The sequence below is a fragment of the Methylibium petroleiphilum PM1 genome (genome assembly GCF_000015725.1).
Lineage (GTDB): Bacteria > Pseudomonadota > Gammaproteobacteria > Burkholderiales > Burkholderiaceae_C > Methylibium > Methylibium petroleiphilum.
The window spans coordinates 286,906-300,449 of record NC_008825.1 but is presented as its reverse complement, the minus strand read 5'-3'; the positions used below and the strand labels follow the sequence as shown (position 1 = coordinate 300,449).

12 protein-coding genes and 1 tRNA gene are annotated in these 13,544 nt (G+C 69.3%); 1 reads left to right on the top strand and 12 read right to left on the bottom strand.

Annotation, left to right across the window (positions count from 1 at the left end; translation table 11 throughout):
* Window positions 1–98 precede the first annotated feature (98 nt).
* From yajC to MPE_RS01330, 10 genes are all read right to left on the bottom strand, one after another.
* On the bottom strand, window positions 99–425 hold the full coding sequence (yajC, locus tag MPE_RS01375; protein ID WP_011827877.1) for a preprotein translocase subunit YajC: 327 nt from the start codon (window positions 423–425) through the stop codon (window positions 99–101).
* A 207-nt stretch (window positions 426–632) separates the two neighbouring features.
* Window positions 633–708, bottom strand: a tRNA-Phe gene (locus MPE_RS01370).
* A 33-nt stretch (window positions 709–741) separates the two neighbouring features.
* Window positions 742–1,431, bottom strand: a complete 690-nt coding sequence (locus MPE_RS01365) for a response regulator (protein ID WP_011827876.1) — start codon at window positions 1,429–1,431, stop codon at window positions 742–744.
* 39 nt (window positions 1,432–1,470) lie between these two features.
* Window positions 1,471–3,816 carry a sensor histidine kinase gene (locus MPE_RS01360; protein WP_011827875.1) on the bottom strand — a complete coding sequence of 782 codons (2,346 nt, stop codon included), beginning with the start codon at window positions 3,814–3,816 and terminating at the stop codon, window positions 1,471–1,473.
* Between the two features lie 25 nt (window positions 3,817–3,841).
* Window positions 3,842–4,450 (bottom strand): DUF4390 domain-containing protein, encoded by a 609-nt coding sequence (locus tag MPE_RS01355; protein WP_011827874.1) that lies wholly within the window; start codon window positions 4,448–4,450, stop codon window positions 3,842–3,844.
* A 43-nt stretch (window positions 4,451–4,493) separates the two neighbouring features.
* On the bottom strand, window positions 4,494–5,843 hold the full coding sequence (rsmB, locus tag MPE_RS01350; protein WP_011827873.1) for a 16S rRNA (cytosine(967)-C(5))-methyltransferase RsmB: 1,350 nt from the start codon (window positions 5,841–5,843) through the stop codon (window positions 4,494–4,496).
* Between the two features lie 56 nt (window positions 5,844–5,899).
* Entirely contained in the window at window positions 5,900–6,541 is a 642-nt protein-coding gene (locus MPE_RS01345) for a LemA family protein (protein ID WP_011827872.1), read from the bottom strand.
* Between the two features lie 70 nt (window positions 6,542–6,611).
* Window positions 6,612–7,319: a 7-cyano-7-deazaguanine synthase QueC gene (gene queC, locus MPE_RS01340; RefSeq protein WP_011827871.1), complete on the bottom strand. Its 708-nt coding sequence runs from the start codon at window positions 7,317–7,319 to the stop codon at window positions 6,612–6,614.
* A 7-nt stretch (window positions 7,320–7,326) separates the two neighbouring features.
* Window positions 7,327–8,616 carry a glutamate-5-semialdehyde dehydrogenase gene (locus tag MPE_RS01335; protein WP_011827870.1) on the bottom strand — a complete coding sequence of 430 codons (1,290 nt, stop codon included), beginning with the start codon at window positions 8,614–8,616 and terminating at the stop codon, window positions 7,327–7,329.
* A gap of 46 nt (window positions 8,617–8,662) precedes the next feature.
* Window positions 8,663–9,628 (bottom strand): AEC family transporter, encoded by a 966-nt coding sequence (locus MPE_RS01330; protein WP_011827869.1) that lies wholly within the window; start codon window positions 9,626–9,628, stop codon window positions 8,663–8,665.
* An 85-nt stretch (window positions 9,629–9,713) separates the two neighbouring features.
* On the opposite strand from MPE_RS01330, the gene MPE_RS01325 reads away from it, so the two are divergent.
* Entirely contained in the window at window positions 9,714–10,151 is a 438-nt protein-coding gene (locus tag MPE_RS01325) for a universal stress protein (RefSeq protein WP_011827868.1), read from the top strand.
* A gap of 129 nt (window positions 10,152–10,280) precedes the next feature.
* Here the strand turns inward: MPE_RS01325 and MPE_RS23830 are convergent, their stop codons facing one another.
* Both MPE_RS23830 and MPE_RS01315 read right to left on the bottom strand, forming a co-directional pair.
* The gene (locus tag MPE_RS23830) at window positions 10,281–10,838 is read right to left on the bottom strand and encodes a hypothetical protein (RefSeq protein ID WP_011827867.1); all 558 of its coding nucleotides are present in this window, start codon (window positions 10,836–10,838) and stop codon (window positions 10,281–10,283) included.
* A complete protein-coding gene (locus MPE_RS01315) occupies window positions 10,835–13,426 on the bottom strand; it encodes a DNA topoisomerase III (RefSeq protein ID WP_041929814.1) in 2,592 nt (863 codons plus the stop codon). The genes MPE_RS23830 and MPE_RS01315 overlap by 4 nt, the downstream gene beginning before the upstream one ends.
* Between the last annotated feature and the right edge of the window lie 118 nt (window positions 13,427–13,544).

Here is a 13,544-nt window from a genome sequence, read left to right as displayed (position 1 = left end):
TGCCACACGGCGCCCTTGTTTGCACGAAAGGCCGCGACACCCAGCGGTGACCGCGGCCTTCGGGCCTCGCGCCGCACAGGCGGCACGATCGCCTGCGCTTACTTCAGCGTGCCCTTGGGCAGCACCTGCACCACGGCGGAACGCTGCACCTGCAGTTCCACGCCGCTGGCGACCTCGACATGCAGGTAGGTGTCACCGATCTTCGCCACCTTGCCGAGCACGCCACCGGCGGTGACGACCTCGTCGCCCTTGGCCAGCGCATCGACCATCGCCTTGTGCTCCTTCTGGCGCTTCATCTGCGGGCGGATCATCACGAAATACAGCACCACGAACATCAGCACGAGCGGCAGCATCGTGAGCAGGCTCGACTCCCCACCGGCGGCGGCGGCCGGAGCGGCCTGGGCAAAAGCTTCGGAAATGAACACTGTCTCGTCCTTGAATTGGTTGCACCAGCGACAGCGCGCATTGTAGTGCGCGCTCCCTCCCGGGCCGGTTGGAGCAGGCGCCGCGCAGAAGGTTCGATGGCGGGTGATATCCGGGGCAGGCCGGACTCGTCGACCGGTGGCTTCGAGGTGCCGGCCCGCCGGCACCTCGAATTGCAAACGGCCCCACACAGGGGGCCGTTTCGGATTTGGTGGCTCGGGGCGGAATCGAACCACCGACACGCGGATTTTCAATCCGCTGCTCTACCAACTGAGCTACCGAGCCAAGGGGCCGCAGTGTAGCAGCACCGCCGGCCGTTCAGGCGGCCGCGCCCTTCTTGCCCCGGCTGAGGTCCACGCCGAGCTGCTTGAGCTTGCGGTACAGGTGGGTGCGCTCCAGCCCGGTCTTCTCGGCCACGCGCGTCATGCTGCCGTTCTCGCGTGCGAGGTGGAACTCGAAGTAGGCCTTCTCGAAGGCGTCGCGCGCTTCACGCAGCGGCCGGTCGAGTTCGAAGCTCTGCTCGGGTTGCAGGCCGAGGGCGGTCGGCTGGGCGCCGGGCAGCCCGCCGTGCTGCGAATCGATGGCGAGCGCGTCACCGCGCTCGCCGGGACGCAGCGGCGTCACGGTGGCCACCGGCCGCGAGGCCGGCTTGGCCAGGCCCTGCTCGACGGCCCGCAGCAGCTTCTGCAGCGTGATCGGCTTCTCGAGGAAGGCCATCGCGCCGAACTTGATCGCCTCGACGGCCGTGTCGATCGTGCCGTGGCCCGACATCATGATCACCGGCATCGTGAGCAGGTTGCAGCTGCCCCATTCCTTGAGCAGCGTGACGCCATCGACGTCCGGCATCCAGATGTCGAGCAGCACCAGATCGGGCCGCGCACGCTCTCTCGACGCCCGGGCCTCGGCGGCGTTCTCGGCCAGTTCGACGCTATGGCCCTCGTCGCTCAGGATGTCCGACAGCAGCGCGCGGATGCCGAGTTCGTCGTCTACAACAAGGATGGTCGCCATGGGGTCCCGGTGCGTGGCACATGCCGTGTCGGCGTGGCCTCAAGGCTGACCCCGAGGGGGCAGCCATTTCGAAAATGATAGCGAAACTTGTGCCCCCCCGACAGACGGCGCGTCGCCCCTGGCCACCGCGTCGCCCGCGAGGTTGGCCAGGCGGATGCGCGCGCCATGCTCGTCGGCGATCTTCTTGACCACGGCAAGCCCGAGCCCTGTGCCCTTGGTCTTGGTGGTCACATAGGGCTCGAACGCACGCTTGAGCATGCGTTCGCTGAAGCCGGGGCCGTTGTCGGCGACGACCAGTCGCACAGCGCGCCACTCGCCGCGCTCGTTGAGTGCCCCCTCGGTGCGCAGCCGGACCTGGCCGTCGGGCCGCTCGGCCACCGCGTCCAGCGCGTTCTGCACCAGGTTGTGCACCACCTGCCGCAACTGTGTGGCGTCGCCCTGGATCCGCGGCAGTCCCTCGGCCAGCTCGACGCGCAGGCGGCCCGACTCCTGCACCTCCGCGTACAGGCCCAGCACCTCGGACACCAGCGCGTTGAGGTCCAGCGGCGCCAGCTGGGCCGCCGGCAGGCGGGCGTAATCGCGGAACTCGTTGACCAGCTGCTTCATCGCCTGCACCTGGGTGACGATGGTGCTCACAGACTTGGCCAGCATCTGCTGGTCCGGTACCTCCAGCTTGGCTTCGAGCCGGTGCTGGATGCGCTCGGCCGACAGCTGGATCGGCGTGAGCGGGTTCTTGATCTCGTGCGCGAGCCGGCGCGCCACCTCGCCCCAGGCCTCGGCGCGCTGCGCCGAGACGAGCTCGGTGATGTCGTCGAACACCACCAGCCGCGCGGCACTGCCCTGGCCGCCGGCCGGCAGCGGCGCGCCGCGCACCAGCAGGGTCAGCGGATCGCGGTCGGGGGCCGTCGTGAGTTCGAAGGAATCCTGCCAGTGGTCTCGGTCGCCGAGTTCGGAGCCGCTCTCGATCTGGTCGAAGCGTCGGGTCAGCGCCGCGTCGAAGCCCTCGAGGCCGGGCACTTCGGCGAGCCCGCGGCCGAGATGGGCCGACAAGGGCACGCGCAGGATGCGGGTCGCACCGGCGTTCACGCTGTCGATGCGACGGTCGCGATCGAACACGATCACCCCGGCGCTCATGTTGTCGAGGATGGCCTGCAGCTTGCCGCGCGCCGTCTCGAGCTCGGCCACGCTCTGCTCGACCAGGCCGCGGGCGTCGGCGAGTTGCTGGGTCATGTCGGCGAACGAGCGCGTCAGGCCGCCGAGTTCGTCGCCCGACGCGAACACCGGCTTCGGGCTCAGGTCTCCGCGGGCCACCTCGCGCACGCCGTCGGCGAGCAGCAGCAGAGGACGCGCCAGCCGGTTGCCGAAGGTCACCGCCAGCAGCATCGCGCCGAACACGGCAAGGATCAGTGTCAGCGTCAGCGTGCCGATGTACATCTTGCGCAGGCCCTCGCGCGCCAGCGAGCGTTGCTGGTACTCGCGGTAGGCGCTCTGCACCGCGAGCGCGTTGGCTGCCAGCGTGGCCGGCAACAGCTGGCTCACCACCAGGTAGCGGTCCTCGCGGCTGAGCGAGAAGCCGGTGGCCGGGATCAGGGCAATGACGCGCACGCGCGGCTGGCTCGTAGGCTGGTCGGCAACCGAGACGCCGGGGATGCGCGTGGCAGCGCCGTCGTCGTCGAGCCCCTCGATCTGCGTGGTCACGCGCGCCGTGCGTGCCTGCCGCAGCAGAGCCAGACCCGGTCGCTCGGGCGCCAGCACCGCGGCGGCGCCGGCGCTCGACAGCACCTGGCCGGCCGCGCCGAGCACCGCCACGTCCTGCGCCGTGAGTTGCTCCCGCAAGCGCTCCAGGGCCAGCGGCTGCTGTCGCTCGGGGGCCTCGCCGAGCCGCTCGGCGGCCACGCGCGTCTTGCCGGCGAGATCATTGACCAGTGTGTCGAGCGTGCCGCGCCCGAGGTTCAGGCCGGCCTCCAGCGCACCCTCGACGCGCACGTCGAACCAGCTCTCGATGCTGCGAGACACGAACTGGTAGCTCACCGTGTAGACCAGCGCCCCGGGCACCACCGCCACCACGCCGAAGATCGCCGCGAGCCGCAGCAGCAGCCGCGAACCGAAGCGTCCGCGCAGCACCCGCGCAGCGAGCCGCACCGCACCGACCACGATCACACCGACCAGCACGGTCGCGATCACGACGTTGGCCCACAGGAGACCGTTGTAGTACCGCTCGTAGAACTCCCGGTTGTTGGTGGCGATGGCCAGCAGGAAGGTGAGCACCAGCGCCGCCGCCGTGGTCGCGGCCAACGCGACGACCCAGACGCCGCGCGAGATTCGGCGGTCCGAGTGCCGCGTGAGCAGCAGCGCCAAGCGGCGGCGCAGGCGTTCCGGGGTCATAGCCGCTGCCGTGCGCGTTCCGGGGTCAGCGCGCGGCGGGCACGACCAGCCGTCGCTCGACCTCGAGCGCCCACTCGGCCTGGCCGCCGAAGCTGATCTGCAGCGGGCGCGGCAGCTGCGAGGTGTCGAGCCGCAGGCTGAACTCGATGTACTGGCCGTCGCCGTCGTCCAGGTCGCCGGCCTCGGCGAGCTTCCAGCGGGTGGCACGCTGCACCACCCACAGCGCATCGGACAGCGAGTCGTAGTTCTGGCTCAGGCTGCCGAAATTGACGCGGTAGCGCCGCGTGAGCGGCTGCCAGGTGAGGCGCCAGGTGCGGGTGGCCCGTGCCACCCGCTTGTCGCGCCAATACCAGCGCGAACGGAACACCTCGGCCTCGGCCACGAAATGCAGCGGCACACCCTTCTGCAGCGCGTCCTCGACTGCATGGGGCAGCACGACACTGGCGGTGTAGCCAAGCAACAGGCCCTCGTCGCCGCGCGTGAGGTCCAGCGCGCTGAGTTCGATGCCATCGGCATGTGCCGCCGACGCGCCGACCGCCAGCCAGATCACCAGCGCCAGCCAGGCCGCGGGCAGCCACCCGGCCGACCGTCCTGCGGCAGGCTGAAACCAGCGTCGAACCGAGGCGGTGAACACGGTGGCGGTAGGCGTTTGGGATGATGGGTCGTTGCGGTGCGGCTCAGGACGAACGCTTTTCGAGCAGCGCGTAATAGAAACCGTCCGTCGAAGGCCGCAGCGGCCCCTCGCTCACCTGTCCGGGATTGTCGACCACCGGCAGCAGGTAGCCGGGTGAAGGCTGCGCGATGGCATCGGGTGCGCGTTGCAAAAAAGCGTCGATCTGATGCGCGCCTTCGGCCTTGAAGACCGAGCAGGTGGCGTAGAGCAGCCGCCCGCCGGGCCGCAACAGCGGCCACAACGCATCGAGCAGCTCAGCCTGGGTCGACGCCAGCGCATCGAGGTCCGAGGCACGGCGCAGCCAGCGCACATCGGGGTGGCGTCGCACGATGCCCGAGGCGCTGCAGGGCGCGTCGAGCAGGATGGCATCGTAGGGCCGGCCGTCCCACCAGGCGACGACGTCGCGTGCGTCTGCGGCCTGGGTGCGTGCCCGCAGGCCGAGGCGCTGCAACGTCTCGCTCACCTTCACCAGCCGCCGCGGGTCGGCGTCCAGGGCCAGCAGGTCGAGCTCGGCCAGCTCGAGCAGGTGAGCCGTCTTGCCGCCGGGCGCCGCACAGGCGTCGAGCACCCGGGCGCCAGGCGCCAGGCCAGCGCCCAGCAGCAGGGGGGCCGCCACCTGGGCCGCGAGGTCCTGCACCGACACCGCGCCGTCGGCAAAGCCCGGCAGTGCGGACACAGCGCAGGGCGTCGCGAGCTCGATGGCCTGGGCATCGATCGCGCCAGGCCGGGTCACGGCATGGGCAGCGATGCCCGCCTGCTCCAGGCGCAGCAGGTAGCTGGCTCTGTCCTGCTGCCGTTGATTGACGCGCAACGTCATCGGCGCACGCCGGTCGTTGGCACGCAACAGCTCGGCCCACTGCCCTGGCCAGTCGCGCTGCAGTGTCTCGATCCACCAGCGCGGATGGTTCCATACGGCGACAGGATCCTTCGCCGCGGCCGCGGCCTGCGTTGCCTGCTCCCGCAGATGGCGCCGCAGCACCGCGTTGACGAAGCCGGCCTGTGCCCGTGCGCGCTGCTTGGCCGCCTCCACCGCCTGGCTCACCAGCGTGTGCGGCGCGTAGGGTGGGGTGTCGGCGCTCTCCGCATCCTGGTGCGACAGGGCGAGCGCACTGAGCAGCAGTGCATCGACCCAGGCCGGCGGTGCCTTCGGTACGAGTTGGCATCGCAGCGCCCGGGCGAGGCCGAGGCCGCGCAGCACGCGAAACGCCAGCGCCTGCGTGCCCGGGCGCGGCGCCGCCGGCACGGTCGCCAGCGCATCGGTCAACGAGCGCCCGGCACACACCGCAGCCACCGCGTCGGCGGTGTGCGCCAGCAGGGTGGCCAGCGGGAGGGACGGCGGTACAGGAGCGCTCACGGCCGCGCAGTGTAGGCGGCCGCCGGCTGCGCCAGGCCCGGCCGGCTCAGCGGCGCTCAGGCACGGTCACCGAACGACGAGGCGATCTGGGAGTCCGGCCCGCGGTCCGGTGTGGCGGCCTGGAGGGCGGCAGCTGGCCGGAAGCCGAACAGGCTGGCGATCAGCCGCGTGGGCAGCTCATGGACCGCCGCATTGAAGTCGGAAACCGCATCCTTGAAGACACGCCGCGTGAAGGCGATCTGGGCGTCGGTTTCCTGCAGGTCGCTCAACAGCGTGACCACGCGCTCCAGCGTCGCCTGCGTGTCGAAGCGATCGACGCGCGTCTCGACCAGCACGCGCAACGGCCGCAGCGCCCCTTCGAGCACCTGCTCGGCGAGTCCGAGGCTCTGGATCGCGCCGGCACTGGTGGGCCGCCCCTGGGCGTGGTCGGCCGCGGCCTGGGCCTGCCGGGTCGCGGCCATCACGGTCTGCAGCATCGCGACGCCCACCGCGTCGCCCATCGCCGGCCGCGCCTCGTCGCTGGCCAGCAACTCGGTGAGCTCGAAGGCCAGCGCCTGGCGGCGACGCAGTTGGGCGTCGATCGGCACCCAGCTCGCACCGACCGCGCTGCGCAGGCGCACCAGCCGGTTGTAGGCCCCGACGCCCCAGAACAGCAGCAGGGCCAGCAGCGCCAGGAGGACGGTGCGCGTCGTGCTCATCGGGAACGGGCGGGGGCCGGCATGGCTGCCGACTCTACGCCAGCCGTCGCGGCCGCCGCGGCGTGCGTCGTCAGGCGCCGGCGCACCAGGCCTCGTAGCCCTTGCGCCGCAGCTCGCAGGCCGGGCAGGCATTGCAGCCGTAGCCCCAGGCGTGGCGCACGCTGCGGTCGCCGAGGTAGCAGCTGTGGGTGTGCTCGAGGATCAGCTCGTTCAAGGCGCGGCCGCCCAGGCGATCGGTGAGCGCCCAGGTCCGGGCCTTGTCGAGCCACATCAGCGGCGTTTCTATCGTCATCGGCGTGGCCATGCCCAGGCTGAGCGCGACCTGCAGCGCCTTGAGTGTGTTGTCGCGGCAGTCAGGGTAGCCGGAGTAGTCGGTCTCGCACATGCCGCCGACCAGCACGCTGAGGTTGCGCCGGTAGGCCACGGTGGCCGCGAAGCCGAGGAACAGCAGGTTGCGCCCCGGCACGAAGGTGCTCGGCAGGCCGTTGGCCTGCATCTCGATCGCGCGCGCCGAGGTCAGCGCGGTGTCGGAGATCTGGCCGAGCAGACCGAGGTCGAGCACGTGGTCGTTGGCCAGCCGGCCGGCCCACAGCGGGAACGACCGCGCGATCGCCTCGCGCACCTGCACGCGGCATTCGAGTTCGACGACGTGGCGCTGGCCGTAGTCGAAGCCGATGGTCTCCACGTGCGCGTGGTGCTCCAGCGCCCAGGCCAGGCAGGCGGTCGAGTCCTGGCCGCCGGAGAACAGGACGAGGGCGCCGCGCGGATCGAGGCTCATGCGCCGATCAGGTGCGGACCTCGCCCTGCCCGAACACCACCCACTTCATCGAGGTGAGCCCCTCGAGGCCCACCGGCCCGCGGGCGTGGAACTTGTCGGTGCTGATGCCGATCTCGGCGCCCAGGCCGAACTCGAAGCCATCGGCGAAGCGCGTGCTGGCGTTGACCATCACGCTGGCCGAGTCGACCTCGCGCAGGAATCGCATCGCGTTCGGGTGGTTCGTGGTCAGGATCGCGTCGGTGTGGTGCGAACCGTAGCGGTTGATGCGGGCGATCGCCTCGTCGAGCGAGTCGACCAGCTTGATGCTGATGACCGGCGCCAGGTACTCCTCGGCCCAGTCGGCCTCGGTCGCGTCGACCAGCTTCGCGCCCGGCACCGCGGCCAGCAGCGCCTTGGCGCGCGGGCCGCAACGCATCTCCACGCCCTTGGCCGCGAACACCGCGCCGATGCGTGGCAGGAAGGCCGCCGCGACGTCTCGGTGCACCAGCAGCGACTCGGCCGCATTGCAGGGGCTGTACTTCTGGGTCTTGGCGTTGTCGGTCACGCGCACCGCGAGGTCGAGGTCCGCGCCAGCGTCGACGTAGACGTGGCAGTTGCCGTCCAGGTGCTTGATGACCGGCACCGTGGCCTCGGCGGCGATGCGCTCGATCAGGCCCTTGCCGCCGCGCGGAATGATCACGTCGACGTACTGCGGCATCGCGATCAGCCGGCCGACCGCGGCGCGGTCGGTGGTGGGCACCAGTTGCACGGCATCGCCTGGCAGCCCGGCCTCGGCCAGCGCGCGCACCACCAGCGCCATCAGCGCCGTGTTGGAATGCAGCGCCTCGGAACCACCGCGCAGGATCGCGGCGTTGCCGCTCTTGATGGCCAGCGAGGCGGCGTCGATCGTCACGTTCGGCCGGCTCTCGTAGACCATGCCGAACACGCCCAGCGGCACCCGCATCTGGCCGACGGTGATGCCGCTCGGGCGCCGGCGCAGGTTCGTCATCTCACCGATCGGGTCGGGCAGCGCGGCGACCTGCTCGCAGCCTTCGGCCATCAGCGCGATCACCTTGTCGGTGAGGCGCAGGCGGTCGACCATCGGCGCGGCCAGGCCGGCGCGGGTAGCAACGTCGAGGTCGCGCGCGTTCTCCGCGGCCAGCCGCGCAGCCCCGGCCCGGATCTCGCGGGCCAGCGCCAGCAGCGCCGCGTTCTTCGCCGCCGTCGATGCGGCGGCCATCGCCGTCGATGCGGAGCGTGCCGCGCTGCCCAGGCGGTCCATCAGCGCGATCACGGGGGTGGCGTCGGGTGCGTTCATGACCGGATTGTCGCAAAGCAGGGCCGGCCCTGCCGGTCCATTGGGCTCAGCTCAGCCACTGCGTCAGCAGCAACCACAACGGCGCCGTGGCGGCGAAGGCCAGCGTCGAGATCACGATCGCGGCGGTCGCCTCCGCCTCGCCGCTGCGGTAGCGCTGCGCGAACATCAGCGCGTTCGAGCCGGTCGGCATCGCCGCGGCCATGACGATCACCGCCAGCGCCAGCCCGCGCAGGCCCATGCCGTAGCCGACCGCGAGCACCAGCGCCGGTTGCACCAGCAGCTTGGCTGCCGCCAGCAGCAGCGCCGGGCCCGCCGCGCCGCGAAGGCCGTAGTGGCCGAGCGACAGGCCGATCGCGACCAGACACAACGGCACGACCGCAGTGCCCAGCATCTGCAGCACCTCGTCGATCGGGCCGGGGATGGGCGCGCCCGTCAGGTTCCAGGCCATGCCGGCCAGCACCGGCAGCACGATCGGGTGGATGACAGTGTTGCGCGCCGTCAGCAGCAGCGTGCGCGACAGCGATGCCGGCGCGCCGGCGTCGCGCGCCATCGCGTGGGCGAGGTCGCGCTCGACCAGCAGCGTCAGCACGGTGAGCAGGATCAGCGCATGCAGGCTGACGATCGACAGGTGCAGTTGCAGGCCGATCTCGCCGAACAGCGCAGCGGCCATCGGGATGCCGAGCTGGGCGTTGTTGCCGAACGAGGCGGTGATGGCTCGTACCGCGGGCTGTGCCGCCGCAGCGGCGCGGCACCGGCGCTGCAGCAGGTACACCAACAGCATCCAACCCACCACCGGCACGAAGAAGGCCCCCAGCGCCTGCCAGGGCAGCGTGCCCAGGTCGATGCGCGCCGTGGCACGGAACAGCAGCGCCGGCGCGAACACGTAGAACGCCGCATTCGAGAGGATGCGCGCCGCCTCGCCGCCAGCGAAAGGCTTGCAGCGGCCGGCCACCCAGCCGATGCCGATCGTCACGAAGATCGCCAGGAGCTTGAGGAAGATCAACGGAGACATGGATCGAGTATCCGGGAGCTGCGGAAGCGGTCGCGCATCACTCCGTCGTGAACTAGTCTTTCAAGACACAGCCAAGGAGGTTGCCATGTTCAAGCACCTGCTATTGCCGACCGACGGATCCAGTCCTTCCGAGGTGGTGAACCGCAAGGCCCTGCAGTTCGCCAAGGAACAGCAGGCCCGTGTCACCGCGATCCACGTCGTGCCGACCTTCCATACGCTGACCTACCGCACCACGATGCTCGAGGACACCCGCGAGGAGTTCGTGGCCGAATGCAAGGCCCAGGCGAGCAAGTTCCTGACCGAGGTGGAGCGCGCGGCACAGGAAATCGGGGTGCCCTGCCGCAGCCTGATGGTCACGCACGATCACCCCTACGAGGCGATCAACGACACGGCGGCGCAGTCGGGCTGCGACCTGATCGTGATGGCCTCGCACGGCCGCCGCGGCCTCAAGGGCCTGTTGCTGGGCAGCGAGACCCAGAAGGTGCTGACGCACGCCTCGGTGCCGGTGCTGGTGCTGCGCTGATCGCACGTTGCGCTCACGTCCCCCGGCACGGGCCGGAGGACGCTTCGAACTGTCGCATCCTATCGAGTGCACCGAGCCGAAGCACCCATGCGAGTTGATAGGGTTGAACGCGAGTTGGTATGAGCCGACTCATTGGTAGGTCGGCGAGATCGTGCTGTTGATACGAACGGATCCGCGCAGCTGTGGTGAGGTCACCGTTTCGCAGCGTTGATCAAAGTCCGCGGCGAAGCGGTTCAACCGACCGGTGGAGTCATAGCCGACCTCCAGAACGATGAACGAACCGAACACCTCATTGCAGCCGCGGCCATCGCCATAGAAATCCACACCGTTGTGACCATTGCGAAAAGCGGCACGCCAAGCGTCGACATACGTCCCTGGAACCAAGGGCTCGCCATTCGGGGAAGCCAGATCAATCGACCACGAGTGCGAAAGGTCAGGAGCGATGAAGGAAGCCCGGAAGTACCCCGCCGAGTAGGTGGTCGAAACCGTGCTGTCGACATCGCTGAACTTAGCCGACTGGCCCTGGGAGATGTAATCGCCGGTAGCGCCTCGAAATGAGATCGTGGTACGCAATGGTTGGTCATCACCGCCGCCGCCGCATCCAGCCACAAGCAACGTCGCGACCAGACTAAGCGCCTTCATTGCGCCCCCATAAAGCATCGGCGTCGTACAAGCTGTTGACTTCACGATTTGGTGCCGGCGCGAACCCCGGACTTCTTGGCCGGCACCTTGGCCGCCCTCGGCTCGAACTCGAAGCCGACCTTGCCTTCCTTGGCGTCCCAGGCCAGGCGCGCCTTGAACTTGCGCCGCGTCTTGTTGGACACGAAGTTCTCCAGCAGATCGGTCTTGCCTTCCTGCAGCAGCCGGGTCATCTGCTCGCGCGCCACCGGCTGCTGCAGGATGATCTTGCCGCTCTTGAAGTCGCAGGTGACGTGCGCGCCGACCGCGTGCTCGCAGACGTAGCTGCTGCCGTGCTCGTAGACATGCCCCTTGCACTTGGGGCAGGCGCCCAGGCTCTGCTGCGCCGAGAAGTCGACCGGCGTGCCGTCGCCTTCGCCCTTCTTGGCGTCGTCGCCGAAGTCGAACTCGAGTTTCCAGTTGGCGATCTCGTCGTCGTACGCCAGCTTGAGTTCGGCCGTGAAGGGCCAGCCGGCCTTGGAGCGGAAGCCCTCGAGCGGGCCGATCTTCTTGTCGGCGATGAAGGACTCCACTTCATCGAGCTCGAAGCTGCGCCCGCCGGGGATCTTGCTGATGCTGAAGCCGCAGCCCTCGGCGTCGCCTGATTTCGCGGCACAGGTGAAGCGGCGGTAGTTCTCCTTCACGACGCCGCCGCATTTCGGGCAGGGCGTCTTCAGCGTCGCATAGTCGCCGGGGATGGTGTCGCGGTCGTACTCCTTGGCCTTGGCGACGATCTTCTGCGTCATCGCGGCGATTTCGCGCATGAAGGCGTCGCGGCTGAGCTTGCCCTTCTCCATCTCGGCGAGCTGGTACTCCCAGTTGCCGGTCAGCTCGGGCTGGGTCAGCTCCTCGACCTGCAGGCCGCGCAGCAGCGTCATCAGCTGGAAGGCCTTGGCGGTGGGGATCAGCTCGCGGCCGTCGCGGTGCATGTACTTCTCGAGGATCAGGCCTTCGATGGTCTGCGCGCGGGTGGCCGGCGTGCCCAGCCCCTTCTCCTGCATCGCCTCGCGCAGTTCGTCGTCATCGATCAGCTTGCCGGCGCTTTCCATCGCCGACAGTAGCGTGGCCTCGGTGTAGCGTGCCGGCGGCTTGGTCTTGAGCGCGTTGACGTCAACGCTCTCGGTGCGCACCACTTCGCCGGGCTCGACCGGCACCAGCGTGGCATCCGCATCTTCCACGTCGCGGCCATAGACGGCCAGCCAGCCCGGCTTGACCATCACCTTGCCGTGGGTCTGGAACCGATGTTCAGCGCTGCCCGCCTTGACGGTGGAGATGCGCGTCGTGACCAGGAACTCGGCCGGCGGGTAGAACACCGCGAGGAAGCGCTTGACCACCAGGTCGTAGAGCTTGGCCTCCACCTCGGTCAGGCTCTTGGGCGCCTGCAAGGTCGGAATGATCGCGAAGTGGTCCGAGACCTTGGCGTTGTCGAAGATGCGCTTGTTGGGCTTGACGTAGCCCTCCTTCACCGCCTTGCGGGCGTGCGCCGACAGAGCCTTCAGCGGCCCGGGCAGATCCTCGGCGGCGAGCATCTCCATCGTCTGCTTCACGACGCCGACGTAGTCTTCCGGCAGCGCCTTGCTGTCGGTCCGCGGGTAGGTCAGCACCTTGTGCTTCTCGTACAGCGCCTGCGCGATGCTGAGCGTGGTCTTGGCCGAGAAGCCGAAGCGCGAGTTGGCCTCGCGCTGCAGCAGCGTCAGGTCATAGAGCTGAGGGCTGCTCTGTGTGCTGGGCTTGGATTCCTCGGTCACGGTGGCCGGCTGGCCGCGCACCGCCTGCGCGATGGCCTGCGCATCGGCCTCGTTCCAGAGCCGGTCGGCGCGGCGCTCGGCATCGTCGTTCTTCTTCCATGCCGGGTCGAACCACTTGCCCTCGTACTCGCCGGCCTGGGCGGCGAACGTGGCCTTGAGCTCCCAGTAGTCGCGCGCCACGTGCTTGCGGATCTTCTCCTCGCGCTCGACCACGATGCTGAGCGTGGGCGTCTGCACCCGGCCGACGGTGGTGAGGAAGAAACCGCCGTCGCGCGAGTTGAAGGCCGTCATCGCTCGCGTACCGTTGATGCCGACCAGCCAGTCGGCCTCGCTGCGGCTGCGGGCGGCGTCGGCCAGGCCGCGCAGATCGGCGTCGGAGCGCAGGCGCTCGAAGCCGTCGCGGATCGCCTGCGGCGTCATGCTCTGAAGCCACAGGCGGCGCACCGGCTTGTCGATCGGCTTCTTCTCGGTGCCGGCGTACTGCACGATGAGGCGGAAGATCAGCTCGCCCTCGCGTCCCGCGTCACAGGCATTGATGAGCTCGCCGACGTCCTTGCGCTTGACCTGCTTGACCACCGCGTTGAGCCGGCTCTTGGCCTTGTCGATCGGTGCGAGATCGAAGTGCGGCGGGATCACCGGCAGGTGGGCGAAGCTCCACTTGCCGCGCTTCACGTCGTACTCCTCGGGCGCCTTGATCTCGACCAGGTGGCCGACCGCCGAGGTGACGACGTAGTGCTCGTTCTCGAAGTGATCGTCGTGCTTCTCGAACTTGCCGCTCGTGGGCGTCAGGGCCCGCACGATGTCTTGTGCGACGGAAGGTTTCTCGGCGATGACCAGTGCTTTGCTCATGTTCTCGATGTCGTTGTCGCCCGATCGCAGCGCCGTCCCGCACGCCAACGCGGCGGGGCGTCCCTACAATCCGGGCTCTCGCGCGCACGCGCTCACGCGCGCGCACCCATGATTCAAT